The organism is Microthrixaceae bacterium (assembly GCA_016702505.1).
Classification (GTDB): Bacteria; Actinomycetota; Acidimicrobiia; order Acidimicrobiales; family Iamiaceae; genus Aquihabitans.
In genome coordinates, this window is the sequence record JADJDU010000007.1 from 40115 (window position 1) to 56469 (window position 16355).

The 16355-nt window shown below is 66.5% G+C and carries 15 protein-coding genes and 1 pseudogene; 6 read left to right on the plus strand and 10 right to left on the minus strand.

What is annotated here, in order from left to right:
* Positions 1 to 73 precede the first annotated feature (73 nt).
* Genes IPG97_07445 through IPG97_07470 form a run of 6 tightly spaced genes read right to left on the minus strand, consistent with a single transcriptional unit; the run spans position 74 to position 6634 of the window.
* Positions 74 to 2629, minus strand: coding sequence for a glycosyltransferase (locus IPG97_07445; protein MBK6856368.1), 2556 nt, complete (start codon positions 2627 to 2629; stop codon positions 74 to 76).
* Positions 2622 to 3107, minus strand: a complete 486-nt coding sequence (locus tag IPG97_07450) for a PqqD family protein (protein MBK6856369.1) — start codon at positions 3105 to 3107, stop codon at positions 2622 to 2624. The genes IPG97_07445 and IPG97_07450 overlap by 8 nt, the downstream gene beginning before the upstream one ends.
* Positions 3104 to 4309, minus strand: a complete 1206-nt coding sequence (locus IPG97_07455) for a glycosyltransferase (GenBank protein MBK6856370.1) — start codon at positions 4307 to 4309, stop codon at positions 3104 to 3106. Before IPG97_07455 ends, IPG97_07450 begins: the two co-directional genes overlap by 4 nt.
* Positions 4310 to 4341: 32 nt before the next feature.
* Complete coding sequence (locus tag IPG97_07460) at positions 4342 to 4557, minus strand: hypothetical protein (GenBank protein ID MBK6856371.1); 216 nt, start codon at positions 4555 to 4557, stop codon at positions 4342 to 4344.
* 14 nt (positions 4558 to 4571) lie between these two features.
* A complete protein-coding gene (locus IPG97_07465) occupies positions 4572 to 5576 on the minus strand; it encodes a mechanosensitive ion channel family protein (GenBank protein ID MBK6856372.1) in 1005 nt (334 codons plus the stop codon).
* Positions 5576 to 6634 (minus strand): FKBP-type peptidyl-prolyl cis-trans isomerase, encoded by a 1059-nt coding sequence (locus IPG97_07470; GenBank protein MBK6856373.1) that lies wholly within the window; start codon positions 6632 to 6634, stop codon positions 5576 to 5578. Before IPG97_07470 ends, IPG97_07465 begins: the two co-directional genes overlap by 1 nt.
* A gap of 76 nt (positions 6635 to 6710) precedes the next feature.
* Between IPG97_07470 and IPG97_07475 the strand changes: the two genes are divergently transcribed.
* From IPG97_07475 to IPG97_07485, 3 genes are all read left to right on the plus strand, one after another.
* Positions 6711 to 7550, plus strand: a complete 840-nt coding sequence (locus tag IPG97_07475) for an alpha/beta hydrolase (protein MBK6856374.1) — start codon at positions 6711 to 6713, stop codon at positions 7548 to 7550.
* Between the two features lie 205 nt (positions 7551 to 7755).
* A complete protein-coding gene (leuA, locus tag IPG97_07480) occupies positions 7756 to 9471 on the plus strand; it encodes a 2-isopropylmalate synthase (GenBank protein ID MBK6856375.1) in 1716 nt (571 codons plus the stop codon).
* Between the two features lie 163 nt (positions 9472 to 9634).
* Positions 9635 to 11329 carry a hypothetical protein gene (locus IPG97_07485; GenBank protein MBK6856376.1) on the plus strand — a complete coding sequence of 565 codons (1695 nt, stop codon included), beginning with the start codon at positions 9635 to 9637 and terminating at the stop codon, positions 11327 to 11329.
* Between the two features lie 38 nt (positions 11330 to 11367).
* On the opposite strand, the gene IPG97_07490 is transcribed toward IPG97_07485, so the two are convergent.
* From IPG97_07490 to IPG97_07500, 3 genes and pseudogenes are all read right to left on the minus strand, one after another.
* Entirely contained in the window at positions 11368 to 11853 is a 486-nt protein-coding gene (locus IPG97_07490) for a cupredoxin domain-containing protein (GenBank protein MBK6856377.1), read from the minus strand.
* 275 nt (positions 11854 to 12128) lie between these two features.
* A pseudogene (locus IPG97_07495) lies at positions 12129 to 13024 on the minus strand (IS3 family transposase).
* Positions 13021 to 13302 carry a transposase gene (locus IPG97_07500; GenBank protein MBK6856378.1) on the minus strand — a complete coding sequence of 94 codons (282 nt, stop codon included), beginning with the start codon at positions 13300 to 13302 and terminating at the stop codon, positions 13021 to 13023. Before IPG97_07500 ends, IPG97_07495 begins: the two are co-directional and overlap by 4 nt.
* A 61-nt stretch (positions 13303 to 13363) precedes the next feature.
* On the opposite strand from IPG97_07500, the gene IPG97_07505 reads away from it, so the two are divergent.
* Positions 13364 to 13768, plus strand: a complete 405-nt coding sequence (locus IPG97_07505; GenBank protein MBK6856379.1) for a hypothetical protein — start codon at positions 13364 to 13366, stop codon at positions 13766 to 13768.
* A 508-nt stretch (positions 13769 to 14276) separates the two neighbouring features.
* On the opposite strand, the gene IPG97_07510 is transcribed toward IPG97_07505, so the two are convergent.
* Positions 14277 to 14540, minus strand: a complete 264-nt coding sequence (locus IPG97_07510; protein MBK6856380.1) for a hypothetical protein — start codon at positions 14538 to 14540, stop codon at positions 14277 to 14279.
* A 110-nt stretch (positions 14541 to 14650) separates the two neighbouring features.
* Here IPG97_07510 and IPG97_07515 point away from each other — a divergent pair, with 110 nt between their 5' ends.
* Both IPG97_07515 and IPG97_07520 read left to right on the plus strand, forming a co-directional pair.
* A complete protein-coding gene (locus IPG97_07515) occupies positions 14651 to 15883 on the plus strand; it encodes an acyl-CoA dehydrogenase family protein (protein MBK6856381.1) in 1233 nt (410 codons plus the stop codon).
* 225 nt (positions 15884 to 16108) lie between these two features.
* Positions 16109 to 16321, plus strand: a complete 213-nt coding sequence (locus tag IPG97_07520) for a hypothetical protein (protein ID MBK6856382.1) — start codon at positions 16109 to 16111, stop codon at positions 16319 to 16321.
* Positions 16322 to 16355 lie beyond the last annotated feature (34 nt).

Here is a 16355-nt window from a genome sequence, read left to right on the forward strand (position 1 = left end):
GGTCCAGCGGAGGTCGCCAACGCGTTCGATGCTCCGCTCCGGGGCCGTCCACGTCCGATGTCGGTCACGGTCCTCAACCCGGGGTCCTCCGGTTTCGTTCGATCGCTCGTCGGGCCACGGTCAGGTAGTCGGCGGTGCCGGCACCTACCCCACCATTGGCGGTATGGAGTCTGCGATGCAGGACCAACGCGTCCGTTTCGAGCACCGTCATGCCGCTGGCGACGGCCCGGTGAACCAGATCCAGACCCTCGGCCCGGCCCAGGTCCTCATCGAACCCACCGATGGCACGAAACCTGCGCCGGGGCACGAGCATGGCGCCCAACAGCCGGACCTGAGCTGTCAATGGGGCTCTGTGTCGATGTCCGGCTACGACTCCGTCGCCGAACTCCTCGGTGAACCCCAATGCAGCCACCTCGCCAGGAACGACATCGGGAGCATCCATGGTCTCGACCAAAGCAGCCACCGCGCCCGAAGCCAACCGATCGTCGGCGTCGAGGAACAACAGGTGAGACCCGGTGGCCAGACGGGCCCCGAGGTTGCGAGCTGCCGCCGCACCGCGGGGTGACTGGCGAGCGCGCCGGACTCCGGCCTGACGGCAGATCTGTCCGATGGTGTGTGAATCGACCTCGGTCGACCCGTCGTCGATGACTATCACCTCGCCAACCAGGTCACCCTGGGCCGCCACACTGGCAAGGGCCTCACCGAGGAGGTCGGCGTGATGGCGCAACGGCACCACGACGCTCACCGATACCAAACCTGGCTCATCGTGCGCCGCCTCGGTCCGGTTCCGGGCCGCTCGCCGGGCCAGCACGGAAAGCATGCCGCGGGTCATGGCCGCGGTGTCGTGGCTGAGGTTTCCATGGTGGATCCTTCGCTCCAGCACCACCTGGCCCACCACGTCGACGCACAAACCCGATTCGGTGGCGCGAAGGATCCAGTCCACATCCTCGCCGTGTCTGAGACCCTCGTCGAACGGACCGATCCGTTCGAAAAGCTCTCTCGCTAGGACCATGGTCGACAGCGGGATCTGACCTGACACGCGTTCCCGCCACGAATGAGGCATCCACTGCGGCATCTGGTCGACCCAGTCGGGGTGCTCGACGCCGTGGAGAAGGCTCACCTGTTGCCGTCCAAGGGAGACGTCACAAGCGCCGGACCGGAGGTGGCTGATCTGAATGGCCAGCTTGTCGGGGACCCAGCGGTCATCGGCGTCGAGGAAGGCCACCAGGTCCCCATTGGCCGCAGCCAGGCCCAGGTTGCGAGCAGCCGATGGCCCGGCTCGGTCCTGGTTGAGAACCACGACCTGGTGACCCTGGGCGGCGAGTGCGGCCGGGGCACCGTCGGTCGACCCATCGTCGACCACGATCACCTCCAGTTCCACGCCGGGTGGCAGCGATTGGGTCGCCACGCTCTGCACCGCCTCGGCCAGCAACGGACCGCCGTCGTGGACCGGAATCACCACCGATACCAGTGCGGGAAGCGGGCGCAACGTGGGATCCGGCTCGACCGTTTGGGGTTGTGCGTGCCGATAGGTCACGGCGCCATTCCTGCCGATTCCGCCACCGCCCGACCCAACAGTGCCTCCAGGTCCCCGGCCACCCGATCCAGGTCGCGGCCTAGCTGACCGGTGAAGACGGGCACCCGATGGGCCAGGTGCGCCATGGCGGCGAGGGCGCGGTCGGCCCGCCCCGGGAGTTGGAGCACCGTGCTCGGACCGAGGCCGCGGATGGCCACCGCCGCCGATGCTGGTTGGAAAGCTGATGTGAGCGCAGATTCGGCGACCGACGGCACCACGATGGCGGCCACCTCCATCGTCGGCACCCTGGGAGCGGGGGGCCAACTCGTCTATCCACACCGACCGCTTGCCATGACCGGCAGCACGACTGGGCAACGTGGGAAACCGAGCCTCGAGCATCGAGCTGTTGACCTTGAGGGTCCGATAGAGGGAGTGAACCGTTGGGCACGAACCACCGGGACCAGATGGGCTCAGGACCACGTAGTCGTCTCCCGTGGTGAGCATCCCGGCGGCCGCGCACAGGGCGGTCGATGTGCTCTTGCCCGAGCCACCTCTGGCCGCCAGCAACAAAGCTCCCCGGTGGTCGCCCACTGCGGCGGCGTGGACCAGGTGTAGGTCCTGGTCGGCCAACGCCCACCGCATCAGGGCGCGCAGCGGGGCGGCCGACTCCCACGGCGGCAGGGACGCCGAGCTCCGCACGCAGTAGTAGCCGAAGGAGCTGGCGTGGTCATACAGACTTATGGTCGATTCCAGAGGCTGGAACCACGCTTCGATCGTGTCCCCTCGATCTCCGTCCACGTAGGTGGAGCGAGGTTCGTCATCGGGTCGGGGAAGGAGGTCGAGGGCGGGAAGGACCTGGCCAACCTCGGTCATGTCCCAGGCGACCACGGTCGGCCTCGGGGGCCGTGCTTGGTCCGAGGAGGGTTCGGGATCGAGCTGGGCGAACGCCGGCAGCAGCCGATCGACCAACCTCTCCCCTATGAGGCGGAGCCGAACCGTGGTCGGCCCGACCGAAACCAGGTGGTCCTGGTACCCGAGTCGGGTCTGAGCCAGATCGGCCAGCGCAGCCAGCCGATCCCGATCACCGGCCAGGTCGAGCCCTGGTTCAGACATCCACTTCTACGTCGACGTCTGGAGCCGGGATCGGCTCGACGGCCCGAGGCCAGCCTTGGTCGTCCACGTCGTGAACCGGATCGAGCAGCATGAGGTCCTCGAGGTCGGTGAACGTCTCCAACACCGGGGCGGTCCAGGACCCACCGGTCTGGATCTCCGGTAATGCGCCGAGGCCTTCAGGCATCGAGGCGGACGGCGCCTGGTCGACGACGAGCCCGGCCTGTTCAAGCTCCGCGATGAAAGACCGGACGTCGGTCTCGACGTCGGCGCCAGGCGCGTCGGGTTCTGCGACCATCCCGATCAACTCGTCCAATCCAATGCCGGCGTCGATCAGCACGAACACGTCACGGGCCGAGCCCCGAAGCGAGTGGTAGTGGCCCGTGACCAGGTTGATCGCCACGATCTCGCCGCCGATCTCATCCCAAGTGATGGTCCCGGTCGGGATCGAGAAACGGGTGGTCTCAGCGCGGTCTGTCAATTTGTGCTTCCCCTAGAACTCAAGCATTGCCCCAGGCCGTGTGCGACCGCAGAGACAAGGGCATCCAACGAATACATCTGCTCGACCAGACGTCGACCGTCTGCGGTCATCTGGTCCGATGTCGAAGTGTAACGGTGCAATGCAATCGCCTTTTGAGCCCATCGGTCGAGGTCGTCTTCCACCATCAGGTGGATCCCGTCCTCCACATCCAGACCGGCGCAACCCTTGGCCGTGGTGATCACCGGGACTCGATGCGCCAGCGCCTCGAGGATCTTGATCCGCGTGCCGCTCCCGGCTCGCAGCGGAACCGGCATCATCGTTGCGGCGCCGAACAAGGCGGACATGTCAGGGATGGAACCGGTCACCGAGACGGCCCGGTCCTGGTGTTCGGTGAGCTCGACCGGCGGGTCGGACCCAGCCAGCACCAAGGTGGCGCCGGGAATCGAAGGCTTCACGGCCGGGAGGAATTGTCGTACCAGCCAGCGGGCTGCATCGAGGTTCGGAGCGAAGCCGAAGGCCGCCGGGTAGAGCACCAAGGGAGTGGGACGTTGTGAAGGCGGCCTCGGTTCGGGAGGGAGCTCGTCTAGGACGTTGGGCACCACGTCGACCGGTGCCGATATCGGATACCGCTCGGTCAGGCGCTGCCCGTCCCGCGGGCTGACCGCCCACACGCGGTTCACTGCCGCCACCACTGAACTCTCGCGAACGACGGTGCGCTGCGCGACCAGTCGGCGCATCATCACCCGGGGGGCGGTGTCCTCCAGTGCGGCGATCTCTTCGGCCAAGTCGGCCTCGACGTTCTGGTGGTCGAGCACCACGGGTACGCCGTGTTCGCGGGCGACCTCCAGGTACGGGCTCGTCGACAGCCCGGCCAACACGATTGCGTCGGGCCCGAATGCGTCCAGCCAGACCCGCAGGTCGGCAGCCGCCGATGGGTCGAGCCAGGAATCAGAAGGATGACCGGCGGGGTCCCGGACCCAGGCAGTGTCAGACCCGACGGGCCGCCGCGGCCCCATTGCCGGGTCCGATGACGTCGACCATCCGACCACTCCGGGCCACGGCGGTGAACCTTCGACGCGGCGATGGCAGATCGAGTGCAGATGGACATCGGCCACCATGGCCAAGGCCCGGGTCACAGCCCTTACCCGCTGGGCGGATCCGCTCCGCACCGCCACGGGCAGGTCCGAAGCGACGACCAGCACCCGGGGTCGGGTGGGGAGAACCGACGGTTGGGTCAGTGAACGAATGGGGCGGCGTCGTTGCCGAGGCCGAGGTAGGCGATCACCGCGATGGCGATGATGATCCCCACCACGATCGGGGGCAGCACCCAGGCGTCGCCACCCGACCCGTGATCCCCGTGGTCGTCGTGATGGCCATGGTCGTCATGGCCATGGTCGTCATGGCCGTGGCCGTGATCGTCGTGAGCGTGATCGTCGTGCCCGGATGCCATGGGTCCAGCCTTGCTCAGCGAGCCTGGGCCGCGCCACCTGGGCGCACGAAGGTCGAGGGCGGCAACTCGACGCCGGCCTCGGTGAGCTTCTCGGCGATGCGGACCCGCAACAGGCGACTCACCCGCCACTGCGCCCCGGGGCGGGTCTTGCCCTGGACCCGGATGGTGGCGGCATCGGGACCCAGATACTCGAGACCCAGCACCTCGGGTTGATCGAGCACGTCGGGCTTGGCCACGTCGGTGGCCCACACCTCCTCGGCCGCCTCAGCGATGATCGCTGCCGCCTTCTCCAGGTCGGCGGTGGGGGCCACGGCCACGTCCAGCACCGCCCGGGCCCACTGTTGGGACTTGTTGCCCACCCGACGGATCTCGCCGTTGGGGACGTGCCACACCGTGCCGTTCTGGTCACGAAGCCGGGTCACCCTCAAGGTGACGACCTCGACGGTGCCCGATGCCTCGCCAACGTCGATCACGTCACCGACACCGAACTGGTCTTCGATGAGCATGAACATGCCTGAGAGGAAGTCCTTGACCATGCTCTGGGCCCCGAAACCGAGAGCAACGCCGGCAACGCCGGCGCCAGCGATGATCGGCCCCAGGTTGAGGCCCAGGGCTCCCAGTATGTAGATCACCGCGAACGTCCAGATGACCCCGGTACAGATGCTGCGCAGCACCGCAGCGATGGTCTGGGCCCGGGCCGCGGCCCGCAGGTTCACCTCACCGGTGTTGAGGAACACCCCCGGGGTCTTGGACCGCAGCTTGGACAGCTTGCCCGACTCCACCGACCCTTCGACCCGGGCCGCGAACCGCTTTATTGCCCGTCTCAGCACCCGGTTGAGCAGGAACGCTCCAAGCAGGACGACGACGATCTGCGACAGCGGGCCGGTCAGCCAGTCTGCAGCCTCGGCCCCACCCACCGAATCGGTCTTTTCGAACACGAACCGACAGACCACTCCCGGGCGTTCGCCGCACGCCTCGAGGAAACGGGCGGCGTCGGCGGGGTCGATCTGGGCGAGCACTACCCCTCGGTGGTGGTCGTGGCGTCAGCGGTTGTCGTCTCAGTTGTGGTGGAGGAGGAGTCGCTGGCTGGCGCGGTCGTGGTGGTCTCGGCCGGAGGCGGAGTGATCTCCACGAGCTTCACCACGAAGATCAGCGGTTCGTTGGCCGAGATGTCGGGACCGGACCCGGCGGCGCCATAGGCCAGATCGGAGGGGATGTTGATCTGACGGGTACCGCCGACCTTCATGCCCTCGATGCCGTCGGTCCAACCGGGGATCACCGAGGTGAAACCGTCGACGGTGGGCGCATCGGCCAGGGCGGCCTTGATCCCCACGTCTTCACGGTCCCACGACGAGTCGAACTGGCTACCCGAGAAGCAACCGACGCCCACGTACTCCACCGTGACCAGCGAATCACGCTTGGCGGTGGCACCATCGCCGGGGGTGATGTCGGTGGTGGACAGCTCGGTCCACGGCTTGACCGGCATGTCCACCGCACCGGGCTTGCCCTCACGGACCCCAGACGGAAGCGGGCGGGGCTCGTTGCAGTAGGTGGGTTCTCGGGTCACGGCCACCAGGTCGACCACGAACACCAGGGTCTCATCGGCACCGATCCCCAGGTCGGGGTCTCCGTCCTCGCCGTAGGCCTGCTCGGCGGGCACGGTGATCTGGCGACGACCCCCCACTCCCATGTCGGCCAACCCGTTCTCCAGACCGGCGATGAGCTGGCCGGTACCGAACTTGACCACCAGCGGATGGTCCTGGCCGAAGGTGTCCACGAACACGGTGCCGTCAGAAGCCTTGACCCCCACCATGTCGACGGTGGCGAACGGTTCGGAGTTGATCAGGCAGGCCTTCTTGTCTGCCTTCTTCAGGTCCTTTTGGGCCAGCTCGGTGACCGGCTCGGCGGCGGCCACCGCCGGCCGAGAGGTGGGGCGGTCGACCTCGGAGACGGTGCACCCGAGGCCGTCTTTGACCACGGTGCCTTCCAAGGACTTGGACGAATCGCCACACGCGCCGACCAGGAAGGTGAACGCCAGGATCAGTGCCGCGGCGCGGCCCTTCGGGTTGCAGAACATGGGCGCGAACCCTACCCAACGGCCGGACCGAGACCCGATCGCGACGGTCGTCGCATCTAGCTGGCAGGCTGGGTCGGTGCGCATTTCCTCCACCGACGGCGTGACCCTGGTGCTCCACCACCTCGGCGGCGAAGGGCCGCCGCTGCTGGTGGTGCACGCCACCGGCTTCTGTGCCGCCCCGTATCGCCACCTGGTGCCGGTGTTGGGTCAGCGGTTCGAGCTGTGGGGCCTCGATGTTCGCAGCCACGGCGACTCCACCGACTCCGAGGACGGTGAGGTGAGCTGGAAGGGCACGGCCCGAGACGTGCTGGCCGCCATCGACGCCATCGACGCCGGGCCCGTGGTCGGCCTCGGCCATTCGATGGGCGGAGCCAGCCTGCTCACCGCCGAGCTCCACCGGCCGGGCACGTTGTCGGCCATATGGGCGTTCGAGCCGATCGTCTTCCCGACCGAGTGGATGACCAACCCAGGCCACAACCCGATGGCCGAGGCCGCCCGTCGCCGTCGCCCCGGCTTCGCGTCCCGATCCGAGGCCCTGCACCGCTATGCCAGCCGTCCTCCGCTGGGCCGGTTCCGAGCCGACGTGCTCCACGACTACGTGGATCGCGGCTTTCGCGAGCTGGAGGACGGCACCGTCACCTTGGCCTGCCGGCCCGAGCAGGAAGCCAAGGCCTTCGACGCCAACGACAAGACCAGCATCGAAGAGTTGGTAGCGGTGGGGATCCCGGTGAGGGTGGCCCGAGGTGGACGGATGCCCGAGGCGGGGCCGGCGGTGATCGCCGGGCCCATCTCCGAAGCCCTACCCGGCGGCGAGCTGGTCACCTTCGACCACCTCAGCCACTTCGGTCCCTTCGAAGACCCCGACTCCGTGGCCGAGGACGCCTTGGCCTTCTTCGACCGGGTGGCGCCCCCGTGAACTGAGTTGACACCTGCAAGTCGAGGGGTGTTCCATTGTGGCGATGCGTTCCGCCAGCCACCTCCTTCTTCTCGTGTAGGCGAGTGCCACATACGGCACTCGCCGAAGCTCCTGTGCCTACGGGCCGGGAGCTTCTTGCGTTTTCGGGACCAGATCCCGCCTGACCTCCACCGCCAACCCGACACACCCACCGAGAGATGAACCGATGCCTCCCCAGCCCGCCACCCCCAAGAAGATGCCGTTCGAGAAGTACGAGCCGTACATCCCCCTCGACCTCGGCGACCGCACGTGGCCGGACAACCGTCTCACCCAGGCGCCGATGTGGTGCGCGGTGGACCTGCGCGACGGCAACCAAGCCCTGATCGATCCGATGGACCCGGCCCGCAAACTCAAGATGTTCAAGACCCTGGTGGCCATGGGCTACAAGGAGATCGAGGTCGGGTTCCCCTCGGCCAGCCAGACCGACTTCGACTTCGTCCGCCAGCTCATCGAAGAGGACCTGGTACCGGCCGACGTCACCATCCAGGTGCTCACCCAGTGCCGCGAGGACCTGATTCGACGCACCTATGAGTCCATCCGCGGGGCCCGCGAAGCGATCGTCCACTTCTACAACTCGACGTCCACCCTCCAGCGCAAGGTGGTGTTCGGCCTGGACAAGGACGGCATCACCGAGATCGCCGTCAACGCCGCCAAGCTGTGCCGCAAGCTGGAAGAGGAGATCCCCGACACGCTGGTCCGCTACGAGTACTCACCCGAGAGCTACACCGGCACCGAGGTGGATTACGCAGTGGAGATCTGTGACGCGGTGGCCGAGGTGATCGAACCCACGCCGGCCAAGAAGCTGATCATGAACCTGCCGGCCACCGTCGAGATGTACACCCCCAACCTGTATGCCGACACCATCGAATGGTTCCTGCGCACCGTCCGCAACCGTGATTCGATCACCCTGTCGCTGCACCCCCACAACGACCGGGGCTGCGCCGTGGCCGCCGCCGAACTGGGCGTGCTAGCTGGAGCCGACCGGGTGGAGGGATGCCTGTTCGGCAACGGCGAACGCACCGGCAACGTCGACCTGGTGACCCTGGGCCTCAACCTGTTTAGCCAGGGCGTGGATCCGGGCATCGACTTCTCCGACATCGACGCCATCCGCCGGGTGGCCGAGTACTGCAACCGCCTGCCCGTGCACGAGCGCCACCCCTACGCCGGTGACCTGGTGTACACGGCGTTCTCGGGATCGCATCAAGACGCCATCAAGAAGGGCTTCTCTGCCCTCTACGCCGAGGCCGACGCCGCCGGCCGGGGCCGGGACTATGTGACCTGGGGCGTGCCCTACCTGCCCATCGATCCCGCCCACGTCGGCCGCACCTACGAAGCTGTGATCCGGGTCAACAGCCAGTCCGGCAAGGGTGGGGTGGCCTACATCATGGAGATGGAGCACGGCTTCGCCCTGCCCCGCCGCCTCCAGATCGAGTTCTCCAAGACCATCCAGGCCATCACCGAGGACTCGGGCACCGAGATCAGCCCCGCGTCGATGTGGGACGCCTTCTCGGGTGAGTACCTGCACGAGAACCCCCACTACCGGCTGCGCTCCCACGAGCTGACCACCTCGTCAGATGGTGACAGCAAGATCACCGCCCAGGTCGAGGTGGACGGTACCCCCGCCACGGTGACCGGTACCGGCAACGGTCCCATCGCCGCATTCGTGGATGCCATCCGCACCCAGCTCGACGTCGACATCGACGTGGTCGACTACCACCAGCACTCGCTGGGCGCGGGGGCCGGGGCCACCGCGGTCTGCTACGTGGAGACGGTGGACCGCGACGGCACCACCCGCTGGGGCGTGGGTATGGACCCCAACACCGCCACCGCCAGCCTCAAAGCCGTCCTAGGCGCAGCCACCCGAGCCCACGTCAACCCCTGAGGTTCACGGGTCCGAGCTGTTCGAGCGGGGATAGCCTCGCGTCCGAACGTGCTGGCACCCGGGATCGTTCGACGACGTTCGAACATTGAAGGAGACCGTGATGGAATGCAAGGGTTCCATCTCAGAGGGAGTCCGCCGGCCGCGAGGTCGAGGTCTCGCTCTGATGGCGGGCTTGGCAGTTCTGGTAGCGGCGCTGGCTGGTTGTGACCCAACACCGGTGATGCTGCGAGGCCTGGTGACCGCGTCCCAGACCGCGTCACCGGGGGCAGGTCCGGCACCCACCTCGATCGATTACCCCAACACCGGACTGGCCCTGATTCCGGTCGAGGTCTGGTCTGATGTGTCTGAGACCTTGGTCTATTCCACCCAGACCGACAGCTTCGGCCGCTATGAGGTCCACGAGTCGACCGTGCCGGCGGGCACCTACCGGGTCCGCATCGGCGCCCGATGGTGGAACGGAGCATCCGACTGGGCGACAGCCACCCCAGTCGCGTTGACCAACACGAGCATCACCGAGATCAACACCCAGGTCAGCACCGACATCTCCCTCGAAGGGCGAATGCTCGACGACGCCTGGGCGCCATCACCTGGCACATGGGTGCAGGCGCTCGACACGGTCGGCAACACGGTCGCCTCCACCATCACCGATCCCGCCACCGGCCGGTTCGATCTCTCGATCCCGACTGCGGGTATCTACACGCTCAAGACGCTGACTCCTCCCGCCACCGTCGCGGTAGCTGTCGGCGGCACCACTCCCACCGCCTTCGCTGTCGCCAGCGGAAACACCGTCACCGCAGGGTCCATCGACTACGAGACCGGCATGAGCATGGCTGCCACGCCGACGCAGGTCGACGCCGGCTTCGCTCATACCTGTGCTCTGATGAGCGACGGCACCATCTATTGCTGGGGTTCCAACAACGGCGGTCAACTCGGCAACGGAACTGCCACGGATACCAACACCCCGGTACCGGTCGCCGGAATCACCAACGCCACCAGCATCACCGCCGGCGGCTATCACACGTGCGCCACCCTCACCGATGAATCCGTCGTGTGCTGGGGCTACAACGGCGACGGGCAGCTCGGCAACGGCGCCAACATCAACGCCCTCACCCCAGCGCCGGTAACCGGGATCGCCAACGCCACCAGCATCACTGCCGGATACCTGCACACCTGCGCCACCCGCAGCGATGACACAATCGCCTGCTGGGGCCAGAACACCTACGGGCAGCTCGGCAATGGGGGCAACACCAGCACCAACACCCCCGTCCCGGTCACCGGGATAACCAATGCCACCAGCGTCACCGCCGGCACCGACCACACCTGCGCCACCCGCAGCGACAACACCATCGCCTGCTGGGGCTACACCAACGCCAACTCCAACCCCGGTCCGTCACCACACCCCAGCGTCAGGTGGATGGTCCCACACCTGCGCCACCCGCAGCGACAACACCATCGCCTGCTGGGGGTCCAGCGGCTTCGGACAACTCGGCAACGGAACCAACGCCGACTCCACCACTCCGGTACCCGTCACCGGGATCAGCAACGCCACCCGCGTCACCGCCGCGTACTCCCACACCTGCGCCACCCGCAGCGACAACACCATCGCATGCTGGGGCCGAAACAACTACGGGCAGCTAGGCAACGGGGCAAACACCAACTCCAATACCCCTGTCCCAGTGGCCGGGATCAACAACGCCTCCACCAGCATCTCCAGCGGCCACGGGCACACCTGCGCCATCCTCACCGACGACACCATCGCCTGCTGGGGCGCCAACGGGTTCGGCCAGCTCGGGGACGGAACCGACACAGGCTCGAACGTCCCGGTCGGGGTGTTGCTGCCCTGAGCCGTCACCGCTGATCCCGGCCAGGGCCTGCCGCCCAGGCCGGGATCTGCGCTCAGACGACGGTGACGGTCATGGTCTCACCCGAGAGGTCCTCGGTCACCGTGTAGGTACCGGGGGCGTCGATGGTGAAGGTTTCGATCAGGCCACCGGTGATGGTGAACGTGTCGCTGCTGTCGCCGAACTTCACGGCGTGGATGCCGTCATCTCCGGCTTTGAAGGTGAACAGCTCACCCACCCCCACCTCGAGCTCGGCGGGGTCGAAGCCTCCGTCTGTGGTGAAGGTGACGGTCTTGTCTGCCGGCGCCTCACCGTCGGTCAGCGTCACGGTGCCGGTGCCTTCCTCGCCACCCTCAGAGCCCTCACCTTCGGCCTCAGTGGTTTCTGCGGTTTCCGAGGTCGCCCCGTTCTGGTTGTCGTCGGCCGCGGCTGTGGTGGTGGTCTCCTTGGCGTCCTCTGACTTGTCGCTGGAGCAGGCCGGGGCGCTGAGCAGCAGGACACCGGCCAGGCTGGCGGCGGCGATGGAACGGATATGGTTCATCTCTCCCCTTCGTGGGCGCGGCAACCTGCCGCGACCGAACGCCGATCATTCCATGCATCTCACCGGTCACCGCGCCATTGGGATGGTCGGCCCGGCAGCGACCCGCCGACAGCCGGGTTCAGCGCAGGGTCTGGGCCAGCTCGCCGAGGATGCGAGCCATCTCCAGGGTCGCCTCGGGGTCGTGCTTGGTGGGCGAGAGGTCCGACACCTGCTCGCCAAGTCGTCGCAAGGTGAGGGCCACCGTGGAGTTCCCCACGGATCGTGGAGGCCGGGGGTTAGGCGGCAGTGGCCGCTGGGGTGGTCAGTTTCTCGTAGGTGATCGGGGCTTTCAAGCCACAGTGGCTGTGGCGACGGATCCGGTTGTAGCGGTCGATCCAAGTTGTGATTCGGTGGCGAGCGCCGGCCCGGGTGGCGAGCACGGTCCGGTAGACGACCTCGGTCTTGAGGGTGGCGAAAAACGATTCGGCCACGGCGTTGTCCAGGCATGACCCGGCTCTTGACATCGACTGGGTGATGCCCTGGCGGCGGCACAGGCCGGTGAACGCGTCAGAGGTGTACTGCCCTGGCTGCCGCGATCGGTGTGCATGATGACTCCGCCGATGTTGGCCTTGCCGCCCCGGGCGGCGATGGCCATTTTCAACGCATCACACACCAGTGGCGCCCGACAGTGCTCGGCGATCGCGAACCCGATCAGCCGGCGGCTGTAGAGGTCGATCACCGTCGCCAGGTACAGCTTGCCTTCCCAGGTCTTGATCTCAGTGATGTCGCCAACCCACGCAACGTTCGCAGCGGCCGGGTTGAACTGGCGGTTCAACAGGTTCGGGAACTTGTAGGCCGTCTTGTCCGGTCGCGTAAGCGATCGCCGGACCCGCTTGGCTTTGGCCACCAGGCCCTGGCGGCTCATCGACACCGCCACCGATTTCACGTCGAGGCGGGCCCACTCGGATCGTTCGATCAGCTCGGCATGGATCCGCGGTGACCCGTACTCGCCGTCATGAGCAGCGAACACCTCAGCGACCGCAACGTCGAGCTCGGCGCGCCGTTTAGCAGCCGGAGTCGGCTCAGCGTTGTGGTGCCGATAGAACCACGATTCTGAAACCCCCAAGGCACGACACGATGTCGCCACCGGAACTCTGTGCTCGGTCCTTTGGGCTGCGATGTGGGCGGTCACGGCCGCCGGCCCATCGCCTCGTCCACCCAAAGGACCACCGATCGTTTGAGCACATCACGCTGCATCCGCAGCTCATGCACCTCTCTCCGGAGCTTCAACAGCTCCTCACGTTCGGATAACCCAAGGCCATCAGGCCGCTCAGCCTCACGGGCCATATCGAGCCAGTTCCCAAGCGTGCCCGGATGAACCTGGATCTCCCGGGAAACCTCAGCGATCGGTCGACCAGTGTCAAGCACCAGCCTCACCGCACCGTCTTTGAACTCCCGGTCGCACTTCATGCGCTTCTCTGGCATCACATCTCCTCAAAGATGATGCCCCCCAGATCCGCGGGGACCTCCAATCTCCTGCTGGGGCAAGAACAACTATGGGCAGCTCGGCAACGGTACGACCACCAATACCCACACCCCTGTCCCCGTTGCCGGCATCAACAATTCCATCGGCAGCATCTCAAGCGCGCACCTGCACACCTGCGCCGTCCTCACCGATGCAATCGCCCGTTGGGGTGCCAAGTCATCCGGGCATCTCAGTGGCGGAACCAACTCCGGAGCCATCTTCCCATTCGAGGTGTTGTCCCCTGAACCGTCGCCACGGTCCCTCCGCTGTCAGGAGACGGTGACGGTCATGGTCTCACCGGACCTGTCCTCAGTGAAGGTGTATGTGCCGGGGGCGTCGATGCTGAAGGTCTCGGTAACGGGGCCCCGGATGACCAAGGCGCCACCGCTGCCATCGAAATTCACGAAGTGAACATTCTCGTCACCGGCCTTGAACGTGAACATCTCGCCCACGCCTACCTCGAGTTCGGCCGGCTCGAACCCGCCGTAATAGGTGAACGTGATCGTCTTGTCTGCTGTCGCCTGACCCTCGCCCATCCTCAACGTCACGGTTCCCGTACCCTCCTCGGTGCCTTCGCTGCCCTCACCTTCGGCCACGGAGGTGGTGGACTCGTCCGACGAGGCACTGCTTTGGTCGTCGACCGTCGGAGCCGTGGTTGTGGACTCGTCCGACGAGGCACTGCCCTGGTCGTCGACCGCTGGAGCGGTGGTGGTGGTCTCCTTGGCGTCGTCTGCCTTGTCGCTGGAGCATGCCGGGGCGCTGATCAGCAGCACACCGGCGAGACTGGCCGCGGCGATGGAACAGAGGTGGTTCATGGAGTCTCCTTCTGATCGGTGAGCGATCTGCCACCGAGATGTTCGATCCTGCCACGCGCCCGCACCACCGTGGTGCCCAGCGAACCGGGACCGACCGAACTGCACTAGCGGAGGGTTTGGGCGAGCTCGCCGAGGATGCGAGCCATCTCCAGGGTCGCCTCGGGGTCGTGCTTGGTGGGCGAGAGGTCCGACACCTGCTCGCCAAGTCGGCGCAGCGTGAGGGCCACCGTGTCGGCCTCGGCCTGAGTCACGTCGATGCGGTCACCGCGCAGGTGAGGGGCGATCTGGGTTTCCTGGATGGCCAGGGTCTGGGCCCCGACGGAGGCATCGAGACGGCCATCGAGCACCGCCCTGGCGGTCTCGGTCACTATTCGGACGCGTTCAGCCGGATTCACCCACCCATTTCACCACGTCGGCCAACCGGAGTTCTTGACCAGCAGGTCAAGACAGGGGTGGGGCGGGACGGTAGGTTGCCGCCATGGCCATCGACTTCACCCTCTCGCCGGAACTGGAATACCTGCGGATGCGGGTCCGGGCCTTCGTCGACGAGGTCATCAAACCCACCGAGGCCGAACTCACCGACCCTGACCACATCGAGGATCGCGCCGAGTACATCACGGCCCTATTGGGCATGCGGACCAAAGCCCAAGAGGCCGGCATCTGGCTCCCCCACATGCCCGCCGAGTGGGGCGGGATGGGCCTCGGCCATGTTGAGCTGGCCATGGTCCAAGCCGAAGCGGCCAAGACCTACTACGGGCCCTTCGTGTTCAACTGCATGGCTCCCGACGAAGGCAACATGCACACCCTGTTGCACTGGGCCACCGACGAGCAGAAGGAGAAGTACCTCAGGCCGCTGTGCGAGGGCATCCAGATGAGCTGCTTCGCCATGACCGAACCCGAGGTGGCGGGCAGTGACCCCACCCTCATCCGCACCACCGCGGTACAAGACGGCGACGAGTGGGTGATCAACGGCCACAAGTGGTTCATCTCCAATGCCCGCCGGGCCACCTTCGCCATCTTGATCTGTCGGACCGAGGACAACCCCGACCTGCCCCAGGCCGCCAACACCGCCTTCATCGTGGAGACCAACCAGCCGGGCTGGAACCGGGTGCGAGAGGTCGAGACCATGCACGGCGGCACCGGCCACTCCGAGATCGTGATCGAGGACCTACGGGTTCCGGCCGAGAACATGTTGGGTGGACGGGGTCAGGGCCACATGCTCGGCCAGTACCGGCTCGGCCCGGCCCGCCTCGCCCACTGCATGCGCTGGATCGCGCAGGCCGAAACCGCGCTGGACATGATGGTGGACCGGTCACTGAACCGGTTCTCCCACGGTTCGATGCTGGCTGAGAAGCAGGGCATCCAATGGATGATCGCCGACTCCACCATGGAGCTCTACCAGGCCAAGCTCATGGTCCTGCACGCCGCCTACCGCATCGACAACAAGCTCGACTTCAAGAGCGAGGTGTCGATGGCCAAGCACTTCGTGGCCAACATGTTGGGCCGGGTGATCGACCGCTCCATCCAGGTGCACGGGGCCCTGGGCTATTCCACCGACACCCCCTTGGCCCACATGTACCAGCACGCCCGTTGGGCCCGTTTCGCCGACGGCGCCGATGAGATCCACCAGATGCGCATCGCCCAACGCACCATCTCCGCCTACCGCGACCACGCCAGCACCCGCACCGCCACCGGCGACCTCCCCATCTGAGCGCGCCCTGGGCCCACCGGGCCGGCGCCGATTCCGACGTGCCCACCACGGTCACATCTACCGAAGCACCTGTTCGACGGTTTTGCGGTCATATCAACCCGCAGGTTCCGTGGGATCTCTAGTAGCACTTCTGCCCTAAATGGGATTATCGTGGTTGGTGATGACGGAACAGTTCGTCGCGGAGCCGCCGCTCATCGGCTCGCCGATCTGTTGATCCGCCAACCGGTGATCGATTCACCCCTGGTGCAGCGCGAGCTCGGTGTTGCCGCCACCAACGCGAACAGCGCGATCGAGCACCTCGTGAACCAAGGCATCCTCACCAAGGTCTCGGGCAACTACCGCAACCGGAAATGGATGGCCCCCCAGGTAGTTGAGGCCCTGGACGAGTTCTCCGAACGCGCCGGCCACCGAGCACACCAGCCGGCCAGTCAGAGGTGAGTCACTGACCCGCCTCTGGCAAGAGGGCGTGCCG